At 41.5% G+C, this 16,450-nt stretch carries 15 protein-coding genes; 7 read left to right on the top strand and 8 right to left on the bottom strand.

Annotated elements, in window-relative coordinates; translation table 11 throughout:
- Positions 1–378: 378 nt before the first annotated feature.
- Positions 379–1,011: a hypothetical protein gene (locus tag V7K61_RS04070; protein ID WP_335051159.1), complete on the bottom strand. Its 633-nt coding sequence runs from the start codon at positions 1,009–1,011 to the stop codon at positions 379–381.
- Between the two features lie 96 nt (positions 1,012–1,107).
- Positions 1,108–2,457 carry an AAA-like domain-containing protein gene (locus V7K61_RS04065; protein ID WP_335051157.1) on the bottom strand — a complete coding sequence of 450 codons (1,350 nt, stop codon included), beginning with the start codon at positions 2,455–2,457 and terminating at the stop codon, positions 1,108–1,110.
- A 169-nt stretch (positions 2,458–2,626) separates the two neighbouring features.
- Here V7K61_RS04065 and V7K61_RS04060 point away from each other — a divergent pair, with 169 nt between their 5' ends.
- A complete protein-coding gene (locus V7K61_RS04060) occupies positions 2,627–6,064 on the top strand; it encodes an AAA-like domain-containing protein (RefSeq protein WP_335051155.1) in 3,438 nt (1,145 codons plus the stop codon).
- Between the two features lie 53 nt (positions 6,065–6,117).
- On the opposite strand, the gene V7K61_RS04055 is transcribed toward V7K61_RS04060, so the two are convergent.
- Positions 6,118–6,318 (bottom strand): hypothetical protein, encoded by a 201-nt coding sequence (locus tag V7K61_RS04055; RefSeq protein WP_335051153.1) that lies wholly within the window; start codon positions 6,316–6,318, stop codon positions 6,118–6,120.
- Between the two features lie 83 nt (positions 6,319–6,401).
- Here V7K61_RS04055 and V7K61_RS04050 point away from each other — a divergent pair, with 83 nt between their 5' ends.
- The gene (locus tag V7K61_RS04050; protein ID WP_335051151.1) at positions 6,402–6,641 is read left to right on the top strand and encodes a hypothetical protein; all 240 of its coding nucleotides are present in this window, start codon (positions 6,402–6,404) and stop codon (positions 6,639–6,641) included.
- Complete coding sequence (locus tag V7K61_RS04045; RefSeq protein WP_335051149.1) at positions 6,638–7,033, top strand: type II toxin-antitoxin system VapC family toxin; 396 nt, start codon at positions 6,638–6,640, stop codon at positions 7,031–7,033. Before V7K61_RS04050 ends, V7K61_RS04045 begins: the two co-directional genes overlap by 4 nt.
- 44 nt (positions 7,034–7,077) lie before the next feature.
- Here V7K61_RS04045 and V7K61_RS04040 read toward each other — a convergent pair whose 3' ends face one another.
- On the bottom strand, positions 7,078–7,266 hold the full coding sequence (locus tag V7K61_RS04040; protein WP_335051147.1) for a hypothetical protein: 189 nt from the start codon (positions 7,264–7,266) through the stop codon (positions 7,078–7,080).
- Positions 7,267–7,545: 279 nt separating this feature from the next.
- Here V7K61_RS04040 and V7K61_RS04035 point away from each other — a divergent pair, with 279 nt between their 5' ends.
- Complete coding sequence (locus V7K61_RS04035) at positions 7,546–7,794, top strand: type II toxin-antitoxin system HicA family toxin (RefSeq protein WP_335051145.1); 249 nt, start codon at positions 7,546–7,548, stop codon at positions 7,792–7,794.
- Positions 7,791–8,021 (top strand): type II toxin-antitoxin system HicB family antitoxin, encoded by a 231-nt coding sequence (locus tag V7K61_RS04030; RefSeq protein WP_096575287.1) that lies wholly within the window; start codon positions 7,791–7,793, stop codon positions 8,019–8,021. Before V7K61_RS04035 ends, V7K61_RS04030 begins: the two co-directional genes overlap by 4 nt.
- 20 nt (positions 8,022–8,041) lie before the next feature.
- Here the strand turns inward: V7K61_RS04030 and V7K61_RS04025 are convergent, their stop codons facing one another.
- Together V7K61_RS04025 and V7K61_RS04020 are read right to left on the bottom strand one after the other, a co-directional pair.
- Positions 8,042–8,251 carry a hypothetical protein gene (locus tag V7K61_RS04025; RefSeq protein WP_335051143.1) on the bottom strand — a complete coding sequence of 70 codons (210 nt, stop codon included), beginning with the start codon at positions 8,249–8,251 and terminating at the stop codon, positions 8,042–8,044.
- Positions 8,252–8,388: 137 nt separating this feature from the next.
- Positions 8,389–9,585, bottom strand: coding sequence for a 1-deoxy-D-xylulose-5-phosphate reductoisomerase (locus tag V7K61_RS04020; protein WP_335051140.1), 1,197 nt, complete (start codon positions 9,583–9,585; stop codon positions 8,389–8,391).
- A 646-nt stretch (positions 9,586–10,231) separates the two neighbouring features.
- On the opposite strand from V7K61_RS04020, the gene V7K61_RS04015 reads away from it, so the two are divergent.
- Entirely contained in the window at positions 10,232–11,539 is a 1,308-nt protein-coding gene (locus V7K61_RS04015) for a mannosyltransferase family protein (protein WP_335051138.1), read from the top strand.
- 64 nt (positions 11,540–11,603) lie between these two features.
- On the top strand, positions 11,604–13,535 hold the full coding sequence (locus V7K61_RS04010) for a DMT family transporter (protein WP_335051136.1): 1,932 nt from the start codon (positions 11,604–11,606) through the stop codon (positions 13,533–13,535).
- 347 nt (positions 13,536–13,882) lie between these two features.
- Here the strand turns inward: V7K61_RS04010 and V7K61_RS04005 are convergent, their stop codons facing one another.
- Together V7K61_RS04005 and V7K61_RS04000 are read right to left on the bottom strand one after the other, a co-directional pair.
- Positions 13,883–15,424, bottom strand: a complete 1,542-nt coding sequence (locus tag V7K61_RS04005) for an ArnT family glycosyltransferase (RefSeq protein ID WP_335051219.1) — start codon at positions 15,422–15,424, stop codon at positions 13,883–13,885.
- Between the two features lie 99 nt (positions 15,425–15,523).
- Positions 15,524–16,174: a Uma2 family endonuclease gene (locus V7K61_RS04000; RefSeq protein WP_335051134.1), complete on the bottom strand. Its 651-nt coding sequence runs from the start codon at positions 16,172–16,174 to the stop codon at positions 15,524–15,526.
- Between the last annotated feature and the right edge of the window lie 276 nt (positions 16,175–16,450).

Below are 16,450 nucleotides of genomic sequence, written 5' to 3'. Positions count from 1 at the left end.
TTTATTTAGAAAGGGTAAATTTTTATCTGAAGTCAAAATTACTATTGCTAAAGCTATTAGACCTAATTTGGAATAGATACTAAAGCTAAGATTTTTGTCTAACTATGCCAATGCCATCTTAGCTGAAAATGATCCAATTATTCGGGTAAAAGGCAACTTATTTGGCAATTTGGCAGAATTACTGGAAAGACTTTTTTGAATTTTTTGTATCAATAATCACAAGATACAAGAGTTATATTAGGACTCCGATTTGATTTTTGAAAACATCCTGAGACTGAAAAAGCTTTTGTCTTAGGGTTGCATTTGAAATTTTGTTCAGAAATCAGACAGGAGTCCTAATAGTTGCTAAAAAAATCTATTCAGCAACTAGTAAGATAATTACTGTATCAACTCGAAGGAGTCAAAAAACTTTCTGACATCACTGACTTGAGGATTTTTATCGCTTCCAACGAAGAGTATATACAACCGTTGATTAACAATAAAAACTCTACCCGTCATAAAAATCCCTTCTTTTTCATCCCACAGCTTCATTTCTATGCCGGGATATGCACCTAGAGTAATATTTTCCTGACTTAGTAATTTTTTCCCATCTTCTAATATCCCTTGTACAGCGAAATCCAATAATTCACTTGAAGGAATCTGAGTCACATCATTGTTAAAGTCAGCATAGCTAACCATAAACACATTTGTTTCATTAGTACTCAGATACATTTTTGTAGACTCAACACCTTCATGCATCTCGCTATTATCTGGTGTCATGTCTGAAATTTCTTCACCGGGCATGAGAATAGAAAATTTACCTTCATCTGGAGAAAATTCTTTCCATTCTGATGTTGCTGCGATACCTTCGGTGCTGCACGCAGCGCAGATTTCATTTGATGTCGGTAATTGGGTTAGATTTAGATTCTGGCTATTTCTTGCATCAACTTTGGGACTATTGAATGTTGCTGCTGATACCAAAACCAAAGCTGCTAGAAGTAATTTGTTGGACTTGATGATTGTTTGTAACATTGAATTGCCTGTTGAACTCGACAATTCCATCATCTACAAGTGATACTTGGGTACAAACTGGCGTTGTAATTGAGTTAATTTAGTTAAATAGTCTTTTTAATGACTGCGAAAATATTGACGGTATAACTCACATCTTGGCGTTACTTCATCACCTTGTAACTTTACTAGTCCTAGACTATATAGTTTAAATCTAATAACATTGGGCAAATGTACTGGACTATTACTAGAAGCAACCTCTTGCATTGCATCCCATAATTCTGGTTGTTGCTGCAAAATAGATTCTAGGCGTTGCAGATGTTTACTATAAATGCCTTCTGCTGTGGCTGCGGTTTGCAAAAATTCCGCTAAATTGATTTCTTGCCGAGCAATTTGATACAGAGCTAAACGCACTAAAAATGGATGCCCTCCCACCAATCCTGTCAACTTTTCTACCTCTGTATCGCTCCAATTGAGTTGATGCCGTTGGGCTAAATCCTTTACTTGCTCGTGGCGAAATTCTAGTAATTCCACTGCTAAACCAACGTTAAATGATGATTGGTTGATATCTACTGGTACATAAGCTTCGGTGGAATATACTAATACCAATCGAAGTTTTTTCCAGATATCTCGACGCTTGGCTTCTTCGTGTAAAGCGCGTAATAATCCAAAAAAATCCCTGTAGATTTTGGGATATTCAAATAATCTATCGACTGTTTCTAAGCCTAAAACTAACGGTTGGTTGATTTCTGGAAATAAATACCGCTCAAAGTAATTTTTACAAGTTTTCATATAGCCAAATCGCTGTCCCGATTTCCAATGCTCATCGAGTTGTTGCAGCAATTTTTCGAGTAATTCTCGATTATTTCCCGCAACTGCTTCGGTGACGGTATCGCAAAACCAGCGCAGAAATTTATTTAAGTCGGAGAAAAACTCCTCTTCTGCTAGCTGAAAATCGATAGCTACTGTTATATTTCCTTGATTTTCTGATTGATGCAGAATCCGCGCTAGGAGTGAAGATTTACCCATCTGCTGCGGTGCTTTGATGCGAATTAGGAAACCTGGTTTTTTGATTTCTTCGTAACAACGCTGTTCGATGGGAGGACGTTCTACATAAAAGGGAGAATCTAATGCTACTTCCCCTTCTGGATATTCAAGTTCGCAAGTAGAGAGTAAGGAAGGAGGAAATGATGGAGAATTATTTATTTTTTCTATTTTTTGGGGGTTTTGTGTATATGTATCTGCGAGTACTTCAAAATCGGCAATTTCCTGGACTTCAAAATCTAATACATTGCAAAATTCTAAAAAGTTTAGGTAGTCAACTGGTTTTCCATTAAGGAAATTGTAAGCTGTTGATTGTTTGCGATCGATTCTCTCGGCTAAATCAATTTGACGGACAAAGCCTTTTTGTCTCATCCTTTGCTTGAGGAGGGTAATGCACTCTGTACGAACTTTAATTCCGCGTGGCATAGCTGGGTGATAAAAAACTATGCAATTTACATTACAGGATAAGTGTTTATTTGGTAAAGTCAATTACAACTCAATAGCAACTCAATAAAAACTCAATACGTACTCAATATTCTCGAAATTAAACTCAAGATAGGCATCCATGTAATTGTTCTCTATTGGAAATTAAATTATGACTGGAGACTACGAGTATAAAGTTGGTGGCAGTTTAGGAGAAGATGCTCCCAGCTATGTAACACGGCAAGCGGATTATGACCTTTATTACGGATTGAGGGCACGGGAGCTTTGTTATGTTTTTAACTCCCGGCAGATGGGAAAAACGAGTTTGTTGGTGCGGACGATGAAACAGTTACAAGCTGATGGTTTTGCTTGTGCTGTGATTGATATTTCGGGATTGGGTAGTCAGGATATCAGCCTTGAGCAGTGGTATGCAAGTATTGTTGATAGCCTGTTGACTGAACTTAATTTTATTGAACCAGAAGATTTGGTTGTGTGGTGGGACAAATCTATCGAAATTGCTCCGGTGCGACGTTTGGCGAAACTTTTTGATGAGTTGTTACTGCCAAATATTAGCCAAAATATTGTGATTTTTCTCGATGAAATCGATAGTATCCTTCGCTTGGAGTTTCCGGCGGATGATTTTTTTGCTTTGATTAGAAGTTGCTATCAAAGACGCTCTTTTAAAGCTGAATATAGACGTTTGACTTTTGCTTTAGTTGGGGTAGCAACACCTTCAGATTTAATTAAAGATGAAGAAAGAACGCCGTTTAATATTGGTACAGCAATTCAACTTTATGGTTTTAAATTAGATGAAATTGCACCTTTGGCAAAGGGGTTAGAGGGGAAGGTGGAGAATCCTCAAGGTTTGATACGAGAGGTTTTGGCTTGGACGGGGGGACAGCCTTTATTGACGCAGAAGGTTTGTAATTTGTTAATTCGGGATTTGAAGAACCCCAATCTGCTAGCGAGGAGGGGAGAAAAATGGGTGGAAGGGGTGGTGAGGAGTGGAATTATTGATAATTGGGAAGCGGAGGATGAGCAAGAGCATTTAAAAACTATTCGGGATAGGATGCTTGCTAAGGAGCAGATTGCTGTGGGTTTGTTGGGTTTATATCAGCAAATTTTGCAGCAGGGTGAGATTAATGTCGATCGTAGTCTCGAAGAAATGAGGTTACGTTTGACTGGTTTGGTGGTAGAGCAGCAGGGAAGGTTGAGGGTTTATAACCAAATTTATGCGAATATTTTTGATTTAAATTGGGTTGAGAATGAGTTAGGTAAATTACGTTTTTATGCTGATAATTTAAAGGCTTGGGAAGAGAGTGGATATCAGGATGAGTCCTATGTGTTGCGGGGGGAAGAATTAGAAAAGGCTCGTCTTTGGGCTGATGGAAGGAGATTAAGCGATGCTGATTATCGGTTTTTGTCTGCGAGTGTGCAAGCAGAGTTAAATCAGAAGGTTGAGGAGGCGGAAGGGAGACAAAATCAGGCTTTGGAGAAAGAGAGGAAAGCGAAGCAGCGTTTCACGGATGTGGAGAGAAAAACAAAGCGACTGGTTCGCATTGGTGGAAGCATTTTAGCTGTGTCCGTAATTGGAGCAATTATTGCTGGGATATTTGCAAGTAATGGAATTAAACAAGCGCAGGAAGCACAGGAAGGTACAAGGTTAGAACGAACGGCAAATATAGCTTTAGGGCAATTTGAAAAACAACATCAAGAAATAGATGCTTTACTAGTAGCAATGGATGCAGGACAAAGGTTGAAAGAATTAGTGACGGACGGACGATCTTTAGAAAAATATCCTGCCGTTAGACCTATCCTGGCCTTACAAACAATTATTGATAATATACAAGAACGGGCGCAATTTAAAGGGCATCAGGGTACGCTTCACAGTGCAACTTTTAGCCCTGATGGACAACGCATTGTCACTGCTTCAGATGACAAAACTGCTAAAGTGTGGGACGCGAAAGGTAATTTACTCGCTGACCTCAAAGGACATAAGAACGAAGTTACAAGTGCTGTCTTTAGCCTTGATGGACAACGCATTGTCACTGCTTCAGATGACAAAACTGCTAAAGTGTGGGACACCAAAGGCAATTTGCTCGCTGACCTCAAGGAAAATTATCCTTACGTTAGGAGTACCATTAGTCCTGATGGAGAGCTTATCGTTACTACTTCATCTAATATTGTTCGAGTTAATGGTGCTAATGCAGATTGGCCGTACCGCACAATTGTTGGGAATCCAAAGTTATGGGATACGAAAGGTAATTTGGTTGCTGAACTCAAAGGGCATCAAGGTGTAGTCAACAGTGTTGTTTTTAGCCCTGATGGACAGCGCATCGTTACTGCTTCACTTGACAACACCGCTAAAGTGTGGGATGTGAAAGGTAATTTGGTTGCTGAACTCAAAGGACATCAGGAAGCAGTCACAAGTGCTGTTTTTAGCCCTGATGGACAGCGCATCGTCACTGCTTCAGATGACGGTACTGCCAAGGTGTGGGACATAGACGCAAAACGGATAAAACAAATAAAAGACAAGCTATTAGGAAATCAGGTACATTTATTCGATTTCGATGTCGCTTTTAGCCCCGATAAACAACGTATCTTTATCGGAACATTTGATACTACAGCACAAGTGTGGGATGTCAAAGGTAATTTGCTCAGTGATTTCAAAGGGCATAAAGATCGATTTCATCGCGCAGCATTTAGCCCTAATGGGGAACGTATCGTCATTGGAACACTTGACGGTACAGCAAAGGTCTGGGATATGAAAGGTAATTTGTTAGCTGAGATGAAAGGGCACAATGGCGAACTCAGCAGTATTACATTTAGCCCTGATGGACAGCTTATACTTACGACTTCTGGGTATGAACCCCCCAAGGTGTGGGATACCAAAGGCAATTTCCTTGCTAACCTATGGCACAAAGGAGAGGTTACAAATGCTGTTTTTAGCCCTGATGGACAACGCATTGTCACCGCATCAGATGATGGTAGCGTTAAGGTGTGGGATGTGAAAGGTAATTTGCTCACTAACTTTCAAGGTCATAGTGACAGAGTGAGGAGTATTGCCTTTAGTCCTGACGGGCAATGGATTGTCACTACGTCATTTGACAACACCGCTAAGGTATGGGACACAAAAGGCAATTTGCAAACTAACCTCAAAGGACACCAGAAATTTGTCATCAGTGCCGCTTTTAGCCCCGATGGACAGCATATTGTTACTGCTTCAGATGATGGTACTGCCAAAATGTGGGATAGGACAGGTAATTTAATCGCTGACTTGAAAGGACATCAGCAAACAGTCATAAGTGCTGTTTTTAGTCCTGATGGAAAGCGCATACTTACTGAATCATCGGACGACACGGCGAAGGTATGGGACACTAAAGGTAATTTGCTTGCCGATCTTAAAGAGTATAATAAAAAAGTCAGCCGCGCCGCTTTTAGCTCTGATGGTAAGCGTGTATTCACAGTATTTAGTGACGGTAGTATAAATGCATGGCAAGTTGGTGGGTTAGATGATTTACTTGCACGGGGTTGCAATTGGCTGCAAGATTATTTGGTTAACCATCCAGAAACACAAGAAAGCTTGAAGGTTTGCCAAGTAAAGAGTTAAGGTGCAATACTTTGTGTCTTTAAAAATAAGAATAATAAGGAAGAAGTGAAGGGTTAGTGGTGAGCGATCGCATTTATTGTTGATGGGATAGATTGCGATCGCATTTGTGGTATCGGGGAAGTGCGATCGCATTTGTGGTATCGGGGAAGTGCGATCGCGTTTTGGTTTTTGAGAAGTGCGATCGCCTTTGTGATGTTGGGGAAGTGCGATCGCATTTTGGTTGGTTTGTGGGAAAGTGCGATGTCTGATGACAAGCCTTACGGCTACGCACTACCTGTCATCAGACGGATTGGAGAGTTCCGCTAAAATAAGTAACACAGTCATTAGGCGCAAAGTTATGAGCAATCAAGAACTAGAGCAACAACTCCTCAGCCTCGACTTAGCAGAAAGGATTCGCATCCTTCAACTTTTGGCTCAAAGCCTGACAGTGGAATCATCACAGCCATCCCGAACCCCTGACGAACTTGATTTAACCTGCGATCGTAGTCCTCAGCATCCTCTACGCAAAATCCCCATAACAATTCCTCCAGATTTTGACGAACCCATGCCTGAATTATGGGATGCAATGGATCAATGATTTTACTAGACACCCACATTTGGCTTTGGTGGCTCCATACCCCAGAACAGCTTTCTGAGCGTGGACGTACCCTATTAACCATAGGCGAAAACCAAAATGCCCTCATCGTTTCTGCCATTTCTGTTTGGGAAATCGCAGTCAAGCATAGTAGCGGGAAACTACCACTCCCCCTTCCCGTCAATGAATGGTTTGCGCTTGCAAAAACTCGACCTGGAATTACCATAGAACCACTCGATCCACTAGATGCAATCGCTAGCACCCAATTACCCGGCGACTTCCACAAAGACCCAGCTGATCGTATTATTGTTGCGATCGCCTACCGCCGCAATATAGAACTTATGACCTGCGATCAAAAAATTCTCAACTATCCACACGTCAAAACATTTTGGTAAGTGCGATGTCTAACGAGAAGCCTTACGGCTACGCATTTGTGATATTAGGGAAGTGCGATCGCCTTTGTGATTTTGGGGAAGTGCGATCGCATTTCTTGGGTTGATGGATTAGTGCGATCGCGTTTTGGTTTTTGAGAAGTGCGATCGCCTTTGTGATTTTGGGGAAGTGCGATCGCCTTTTGGTTTTTGAGAAGTGCGATCGCCTTTGTGATATTGGGGAAGTGCGATCGCATTTGTTGGGTTTGTAGATGGCGATCGCCTTTTGGTTTTTTGGAAAGTGCGTTAGCGCAGCTTAACGAAGTTATCGCTTTTGTTGGGTTTACGGGAGAGAGTGCGTTAGCGCAGCTTAACGTTCGCGCAGCGTCTCGTAGAGAAGTTATCGCCTAAAACAGAGTTTTGCTTACCGCCACAACCACTCATGCAAGGATATAACATCTAAAATACTAACAATTAATCTGAGATTTTTGGCTTTTAAGCAGAGAAAATAAATGAGAAGTTGGCGGTGAGGAGTAATGCCGAAAAAAGTAAGAGAGTTGAAAGCAATGGTGTCAAAAGTTGGCTATATTCTTCAACCAAGAAGAGGTAAAGGAAGTCATACATATTGGAAGCATCCGTTGTTACCCGAAGAACCCCTGACCATACCAGGTAAAGACGGCGATGATGCTCCGTTATATTTAGAAAAAAACATCCAACGGGTGCTGAAAAAACTGCAAGAAATGGAAAACACAGAAAACGAAGCAAAACAGGAGCCAGAAGAATGAACTATCACTACAGCATGGTAATTCAATGGTCGGAGGAAGATAGACTTTTTTTAGTACACTTACCTGAGTTCCCCTGGCAACAATTTCATACGCATGGTAGGACTTATGAAGAAGCAGCAAAAAATGGTCAGGAAGTAATTGAGACTTTTGTGGAAATGTTGAAAGAAGAAAACAAACCACTACCAGAACCGAGAATGCTTCCTAAAAAACCGTTGCAAGTTGCGTAAGTTAAGTGGGGGCTACGCATTTATTGTAGTTGGGGAAGTGTGTTAGCGCAGCTTAACGTCCGCGTAGCGTCTCGTTGGCGTAGCCTCTCGCAGAGAAGAGAAGTTATCGCATTTTGGTTTTGAGGAGTGCGATCGCGTCTGGTTTTAGAGATGTGCGATCGCATTTGTGATGTTGGGAAAGTGCGATCGCATTTATTGTTGATGAGATGAAGTGCGATGTCTGACGACAAGCCTTACAGGCTACGCATTTTTGATATTGGGGAAGTGTGATATTTGACTGTTAGCCTTCAGCCTAATGCTGAAGGCTAAACAAGAATTGGTCAAGAGCCAGAAAATCTGACTTTTGGGTATCTGTAATTAAAGGTTTTTATCGCAGAGAAATTATCTGCGATTGAGTTTCTAACTTTTCAGTAGCTGTTAAAACTTCTTGTCTTGCCCATTTATCTGCTGCCAAAATGTCATCTAAAGAGGGATTTGTACGGTTATCATTTTGATGGCGATCGCACACCAATTCGATACACCGAGGAATATCTAAAAACCGAATTTTTTCATCTAAAAATAAAGCTACAGCTTGCTCATTGGCGGCATTTAACACAGCTGGCATCGAACCACCAGCTTTACCCACAGCATAAGCCAACTGCATACAAGGATACTTCTGGTGATCTGGTTCGCGGAAGGTTAAATTTCCAGCTTTGACTAAATCTAGTCGTTCCCAGTTGGTGTAGATGCGATCAGGCCAAGATAGGGCATACAGCAAGGGTAAGCGCATATCTGGCCAACCGAGTTGAGCTAAAACTGAAGTATCTTGCAGTTCAATCAGTGAGTGAATAATGCTCTGGGGATGAATGACAATTTCGATATTGTCATAATCCAACCCAAACAGGAAGTGAGCCTCAATTACTTCCAGTCCTTTATTCATCAAAGTAGCAGAGTCTACTGTGATTTTTCGTCCCATTGACCAATTAGGATGCTTCAGGGCGTCAGCAACGGTTACATCTGCTAACTTTTCTACATCCCAGTCGCGGAAAGCCCCACCAGATGCAGTGAGCAAAATTTTCCGCAAGCCATCTTTGGGAACACCTTGGAGGCATTGAAAGATTGCGGAATGTTCGGAATCGGCTGGGAGTAATTTGACACCGTGTTTTTCGACTAGGGGTAGAACCACAGGGCCGCCAGCAATCAGAGTTTCTTTGTTTGCTAAGGCAATATCTTTACCAGCTTCAATTGCTGCGATCGTGGGTAGCAAACCAGCACAACCTACAATACCAGTGACAACGGTTTGGGAATCGCCGTAACGGGCAACTTCTATCACCCCGGCATCACCTGCCAGTAGAATCGGTTGAGGATCGAGGTCAATGATAGCTTCTTTGAGCGCTGGTAATTTATCTTCTGAGCAAATGGCTGCTATTTCCGGCCGAAACTGCCGAATTTGAGCAGCCAACATCTCTACATTGCTCCCAGCTGCCAATCCCACAATCCGAAACCGATCTGGGTACTGAGTGACAATATCTAAAGTCTGAGTACCAATAGAACCAGTAGAACCAACGAGAGTAATCGCTTTCACAATTGCTTAAGGATTTACAGACAACTCTCACTATAAATTGCTTAGGACTCTTTAATCACAGCAATCACAATAATCGATACACTGATCCAAGAAAGCAAAGAAGTTTCCCCGTGCCCGTGTCCCTGCACCAGTTCCAATCCGTTAATTTCAACTCGATAGACTGTTAGCTAATAAGTAAGTAGACGTAACTAAATGTAAGATAAAACTTTTGTTCGTAGTAAGGGATTTATCGCTCTATGTAAGATTCTCAACGACTAAAGCCGTTTACTACGAGCTTTAATTTAATCAAGCCGTTCTACTTAAAAGTACTAACAGCGATTCTCATTTGAATGAGGTACACGGGTAGGGACACACAGCTTGCTGTGCGCTCCTGAGTGATTAATTTTTTCTTTCAGTATCTTTCCCCCAGTGGTAACTGCTGTAACTAGACAAAAATTGTATTTATAAATACTATATTTTAAAGATAAATTCCGAGAAAATTGGCAAAAGTAACCAAATAGGAAATAATTTCAATTGATTGGTAATTTGTCCAGTTTGTTAATTGTGTTGGTGGAGGATTTAATATGCAAAAGATTACTCAGAAACTGCTGTGTTACAGCCATAGGTAAAAAGATGCACAAAGGAGTTTGTTGAAGCACTCAACCCTATGGTCAAAGTTCAGATAGCTATAAAAAAAGTCTTATGGAAAAATGATTTCCTGTTTCCAGCAGCAATATGGCTTGGCAGTCGAATATTTATTTGGACAGCTATGTTGCTGGTTGCGCCAAAGCTACCGTTAGCAACAGAGGAATTTTTGCCTCGTTTTAGCTGGGGAGTTTTTGATGCCTGGGATAGTATACATTACCGTGCGATCGCAACTTCTGGTTATGAATTTGTGAATGACGGCAAGCAACATAATCTAGCCTTCTTTCCCCTATTTCCCTTAAGCATCTGGTTTTTGATGAAGTTGGGCTTACCGTTTGAATTGGCAGGCACCTTAGTCAACAACTTGGCATTTTTTGCAGCGCTTTACTGTTTGTACTTTTGGGTCAAGGAACATCATGGCATCAATACAGCGCATTGGGTAACTGCTGTGCTTTCTTTGTATCCATCGTCCATGTTTACGGGAGTGATTTACACGGAAGGGCTGTATTTGTTTTTGAGTACGGCGACTTTGCGGGCGTTCGATCAAAAGCAGTATGGCTGGACTGCCCTTTGGGGAGCGATGGCAACAGCAACTCGTCCTACAGGTATGGCACTAATTCCAGCATTGGCGATCGCAGCCTGGAAAGAACGCCGACCACCCATTGCCTATATAGCTGGTTTGACTACCGCTATTGGCACACTTCTATTCAGTTTGTATTGTGCGATTTATTTTGGCAACCCTTTAGCTTTTATCGAAGCACAGCGGGGATGGCGACCAACTCTAGGGTTTGATTGGCAGGGTTGGTTAAATATGTTCATGCAAATTGCCGTTGGCAGTAAAAATTGGCAATTTGGCTGGGTTCAAAACTCCTCTGGTGCAATTCAAGACCCCTGGTATCTCTTGTTATTTGGCCTGATTGTTGCCAGTGGCTATCTTTTATGGCATTTCCGTCAACGTTTTAGTTCTGTAAAATTATTTTATGGGTTTTATGGTTTAGTCTTATTTTTGTTGATTTTGGCAAGCGAACAGTGGATCAATAACTTCCTCAACTTGTTTATGGTCTTAGGTGGTGGCTATGTGTTGTGGCGCTTACATACGCAACTGACCCCAGTTACGGTTATTTATGGCTTTTGTGGTATTGGTTTACTGTTGGCCTCTGGAGGCACTATTTCCTTGAGCCGTCTCGCCTACGGTATTGTACCTTTGAACATAGCAATTGGTGTGCTGCTATCTCGCCATCCTCGTCAAGGATATTTAATATTGGGCGCTTTTGTGACACTACTAGCCAAAATAGCTGTAGGATTTGCCCAAGAGCACTGGGTTGGTTAGAAGGTTTGATCCATATATTTGTATTTGGTTCTTTCTTGGTAAGAAGTTGAATTTAAATTTCCTAATGAATCTATCCAATCAAACGAAGATAGCCCTTGCTTCATTATTTGTAGGTGTTGGTGCCATATCTTTTGGCTCTATTTTCGTAAGATTGAGTGAAACTGAGCTTAGTCCCAATGCCACTGTATTTAATCGCCTTTGGCTTGGTAGTGCGATCTTCTTGCTCTGGAATGGATACAAGGCGATTCGTCAGCAACTTTCCTTAGAAAAACCTGTACAACAGCAACCCTACACCAGTCAGGATCTGTGGCTATTGCTTGGTGCTGGTATTTTTTGGGCTGCTACTTTAGTCTTCTTGGCTTGGTCGCTGACTCAAACTAGCGTTGCGATCTCTAGTGTCTTACATAATCTTGCTCCCATATTTACTAGTTTAGGGGTGTGGCTACTATTTCGTAAGGGTTTTGAGAAGCAATTCCTGATTGGCATGGTCATCGCCCTTGGGGGAGCGATCGCCATTGAATTTGAGGAGCTGCAAATTGCCACAGGCGAAGTTAAAGGAGGGCTGGCTGCAATTATTTCGGCGATTTTCTTGAGTGCATACCTGCTGATCGTAGAAAAACTACGAACCAAATTTTCTCCGGCGACAATTCAGTTGTGGATCTGTGCGATCGCGGCTCTAGCTATCTTCCCCATACTTTTGTTCACTCAAGATCGGCTTTTCCCCTCTACAGTCAGTGGGTGGCTATGGGTAATTTTCCTGGCGCTGATTTGCCAAGTTTTAGGTCATGGGCTTTTGACCTATAGCCTTGCTAGGTTTTCCTCTGTGGTTGTCTCCTTGGTGCATCTCTTAGAGCCAGTATTTAGCGGCATTTTCGCTCTGGTAATCTTTTCAGAAAAATTAACTTTCTCGAATTGGGTAGGTTTCGCTGTAGTTTTAATGGGTTTATACTTAGCCGTATCTAGCCAAGCTGCTGTTAATTACCCGTTCCAGGAATCAGTCAAAAATATAGTTAACACTTTCGTTAAAAGTATGACGATCAAACTGTCATTACTAAAGCAACAATTCTCCGAAACACCAGCTTTATTAGGAACTGTCTCATTATTGTTTGCTCTAATTCCCATATCTTTAGCACCATCTCTGACCAAATTGTGTCAACAAGAAATTGGTGCAAATGCTGTAGTATTTCATCGCAGTTGGATTGCGACAGTTGTCTTTGGTTTGTGGAATGGACTTGAGGCTTTCCGCTACCAACAGTCCGATAACCAATCTATAGAACAGAAGCCTTTTACAAGTAAAGAAGTGTGGCTATTGTTGGCAATGGGAACCTCTGCTGGAACCTATCTTCTATTGTGGGCTTGGTCGCTGAGTCAAACTAGTGTTGCCAACGTGGCTTTACTATCTAATTTGAATTCATTATTTGTTGCTTTGGCTGGGTATCTGTTATTTGGTCGGCGTTTCGACAACAGATTCGTGATTGGTCTGGTCATAGCCTTGGGAGGAGCGATCGCATTTGAACTCAATAAGGTGCAATTTGCAACCGATCAAATACTAGGTGATGCATTAGCATTGCTAACTGCGGTTTTCATGGCTACGTGTATGCTGCTGATAGAAAGACTCCGAACCAGATTTAGTACTGCAACTATCATGCTGTGGCGCTGTGGAGTGACAACAATGTTTCTACTACCAGTGCTACCATTCCTCGAAAATAGACTATTCCCCTATTCCTGGACGGGTTGGTTTTTCATCATTTTCCAAGCTCTTTTCTGTCAAGTGCTGGGTCAGGGACTTTTAGCTTATAGCCTCAGTAGAATATCTTCAGGCGTTGTCGCCGTCACACTTCTTGTAGAACCAGTTCTAGCTTCCATTTTTGCTTGGTTCATTTTTGCAGAACAAGTAGGTTTGTTTGACTGGGCTACTTTTGCCGTAGTTTTAGCGGGTATCTATCTAGCCCAATCTAGTCAATCAATTGTTCAAGTAACGCATGAAGGCTCGTAGTAGCATGACGGTAGTAAACAAAGATAAGCTGTTAAGTAGGTGGATCTAAATAAATATAAGATATAGGATTACTATTTGATTTTTGAACAACACGTAGGGTGTGTTATAGCGAAGCGTAACGCACCATTTTCAAGGGTTTGGTGCGTTAGACTAAAGTCATAACGCACCCTACAAATACTTAATTTTTTTCAGAAATCAAACCGGATTCCTATAGTTTGTCATTGCGTACTCCTTTGGAGAACCCGAAGGGTACGAAGTGAAGCAATCGCAAAGACTGAGATTGCCACGCTTCACTTCGTTCCGCTCGCAATGACATCTTATATTTAATTGCGTCTGCTTACTTAACACTATGGTGAAATCAGTGTAAATCCTTTAGCCGATCCGATAATTTTACTACCAGTTAAGTTAATTTGCTGCAAAGCCCCATTGTCTAACAGTAAATAAGATTTATTAGATAACATTTGTTGTAAAGTTGGCACAGGTGCAGTAGTTACTTTGCAATCACAGTAAAAGTTTAAACTGGGACGCCCATAAGCAAAAGAAGTATAAATTTGTGTTCCTGTTGAAACATTTGCCCGAATTAATTCTGCTACTGGTTTAACTGGAAAAGCTTCTTTTAATTCCCAAATCCATGATTGCGAACTCATTAACAGTGCTAAAACTAAGTACATTCCAGAAAATAACACTGGAATAAAGTTGCGATCGCGTTGTCTAATTAGCCATACTGTGATGCTCATGCTTATTGCCAAAACAATGCTCATGACTATTAAAGTAGGCTCTTTCTTGGCAAGAATAAAGTAAACACAACCTCCTAAACCAGCAACAGCAATAATAGCCAGAAATATTGTCAAACTTCGCACCTTAAAACGATCGTACTGCCAAATTTCGCTAAGTTTAGCACCAATTGCCAAAGCTAAAAATGGATATACAGGCATAACATACCACGGGAGCTTAGTTCTCATTAAAGAGATAGTTCCTAAGTAAATAATTGTGCCAATAATAATTAAACTACCCCAGGAAGTATGACGTTTTTTCCAAGCTAGATAAAAACCTCCTGGTAAAAATAATAGCCAAGGAAAACTATACTTAATTAACTCAATTAAATAGTACCAAGGTGGCCCGCTATGACCTTCAACAGGTTGTGTAAGGCGATCGAAAGTTTGTGTTTGAAAGTTCACTTGGAAGAAAGTTTCGCCATAATGTTGCCATTGGGCAGCAAACCAAGCGATCGCAGGTGCATTTCCTAAAAACATTCCCACTAATAAATAAGGGCTTGTTAACAAAGCAAACTGCCGATCTGCAATCAGGAATAAACAAGCGATCGCTCCTAGCGGTAAAACTATCATCCCTTTCGTGAGAGTGATTAACCCTAGACAAAATCCCACACCTAGAGCATACTGACGATTCTGACGTGCTTTTAGCAAACAAAATAACAGCAGCAAGAAAAAGGTAATAGTTGTACCATCTAGCATTGCTAGCCTTCCGTGACGCAGCACAGGCAACATCGTCAGGTAAACTAAAGCGCTAAACAGAGCTGGTAAATTTTGGTTAAAAAGCAAACATCCCACCAAGTAAAGCAAAGGCACTCCCAAGGCAGTTAACACTGCACCCGGTAGACGTGTTGTCCACTCATTCACGCCTGCGATCGAGTAAGTCCAAGCAATTAATAAGTGCATCAGGGGTGGCTTATTATGATAGGGTTCTCCTCCCAAGGTGGGGTAAAGCCAATGCATTGAACCAAATGGGGCACGCCAAATTTCACGGGCAACCTGTGCCACAGTACCTTCATCCCAATCCCGCAAAGGGGAGTTTCCTAAAAATATCAGCCATAAAAATAGAGATATTACCAGTAGGCTAAATAACCATTCTTTTTCTCGGAATAGACGCATATTTAAAATCGGAATAATCATCTCAAACCTCACTAATTGTTAGATGATTTCCATCAGAAATCATTGCTAATAATTAATAATGCTCCAAACTGCCAAAGTTCAACCCTCCTTTTGCTGAAACTGGCTTAGTAACCAAGCGCAAACTTCAGATTGACTTATTTCACGACTTCGGCGTAAGGCTTCTTCTAAAATTGCAATTACCAATCCAGGCAATACCTGTGATTCTTGAATACGTTTACTGCCTTGATCTGCGATCGCATAAGCGATGATTTGGGCATTTTGGACATCTACTACCCAGTATTCAGCAATACCTAACTCTTCGTAGAGCGATCGCTTTGTACCCAAATCATCCAACAGAGATGTTTTCGCAATTTCAATCACTAAATCCGGTGCAGGATAGCGATCGAGGTTGACGATTCCTGTACCTGCTGGGATAGTTTGGGCGCGTTCTCTAAGGTAATACGCCACATCGGGCTGACAATCCTGAACTCCGGTTTTACGAAAGGTGGTTGTGTCTAAACCTGTGGCTAGAATGCCTTGAAGTGCCGCAAATAAAGTTACCGCAAAAATAATTACAACATGGTCTTTACCATGATCGAAACTAACTGGTGGCATTTCCAGCCTCATGTGTCCTTTGTAGTAGTAACTCTTTGCCTTCTCGTTGAGCAAGTTAGCGACTATCTGCTCATACTCCTGCCAAGAAGCACAAATCCATATATCTGTCGGTAACTGGGTCTGAGTTTCACTCATTGCCTAACCCTTGTGCCAGTAATCTATATCTCTTGTAACTTAAATTCTAAACTCCTAGCTCGACTCTTTAACCTCTGAAGTGCAACCTTCGAGTTCTGAGGTTAGATGATGAGGGTTGAAAGGCGATCGCTGCTGTAAAAAAACTAAACTACGATTTCCCCCCCTTTTTAAGGGGGGTTAGGGCAGGGTGGTTTCATACAAAGAAAGAAAAAACCTTTTGGATTTGATTGGCTAAAGCACGTTGAGCTTGAGGGATAGTGCGAAAACCGAGAAATC

Origin of the sequence: Nostoc sp., assembly GCF_036918015.1 — a bacterium.
Lineage (GTDB): Bacteria > Cyanobacteriota > Cyanobacteriia > Cyanobacteriales > Nostocaceae > Nostoc.
This window is presented reverse-complemented; position numbering and strand designations above follow the sequence as displayed.

What these genes read in the sequence shown, in the direction of transcription:
- V7K61_RS04070 (WP_335051159.1), bottom strand. Translation starts at nt 1,011, where the DNA reads ATGTTACAAACAATCATCAAGTCCAACAAATTACTTCTAGCAGCTTTG.
- V7K61_RS04065 (WP_335051157.1), bottom strand. Translation starts at nt 2,457, where the DNA reads ATGCCACGCGGAATTAAAGTTCGTACAGAGTGCATTACCCTCCTCAAG.
- V7K61_RS04060 (WP_335051155.1), top strand. Translation starts at nt 2,627, where the DNA reads ATGACTGGAGACTACGAGTATAAAGTTGGTGGCAGTTTAGGAGAAGAT.
- V7K61_RS04050 (WP_335051151.1), top strand. Translation starts at nt 6,402, where the DNA reads ATGAGCAATCAAGAACTAGAGCAACAACTCCTCAGCCTCGACTTAGCA.
- V7K61_RS04045 (WP_335051149.1), top strand. Translation starts at nt 6,638, where the DNA reads ATGATTTTACTAGACACCCACATTTGGCTTTGGTGGCTCCATACCCCA.
- V7K61_RS04040 (WP_335051147.1), bottom strand. Translation starts at nt 7,266, where the DNA reads ATGCGATCGCACTTCCCCAATATCACAAAGGCGATCGCACTTCTCAAA.
- V7K61_RS04035 (WP_335051145.1), top strand. Translation starts at nt 7,546, where the DNA reads ATGCCGAAAAAAGTAAGAGAGTTGAAAGCAATGGTGTCAAAAGTTGGC.
- V7K61_RS04030 (WP_096575287.1), top strand. Translation starts at nt 7,791, where the DNA reads ATGAACTATCACTACAGCATGGTAATTCAATGGTCGGAGGAAGATAGA.
- V7K61_RS04015 (WP_335051138.1), top strand. Translation starts at nt 10,232, where the DNA reads ATGGTCAAAGTTCAGATAGCTATAAAAAAAGTCTTATGGAAAAATGAT.
- V7K61_RS04010 (WP_335051136.1), top strand. Translation starts at nt 11,604, where the DNA reads ATGAATCTATCCAATCAAACGAAGATAGCCCTTGCTTCATTATTTGTA.
- V7K61_RS04005 (WP_335051219.1), bottom strand. Translation starts at nt 15,424, where the DNA reads ATGCGTCTATTCCGAGAAAAAGAATGGTTATTTAGCCTACTGGTAATA.
- V7K61_RS04000 (WP_335051134.1), bottom strand. Translation starts at nt 16,174, where the DNA reads ATGAGTGAAACTCAGACCCAGTTACCGACAGATATATGGATTTGTGCT.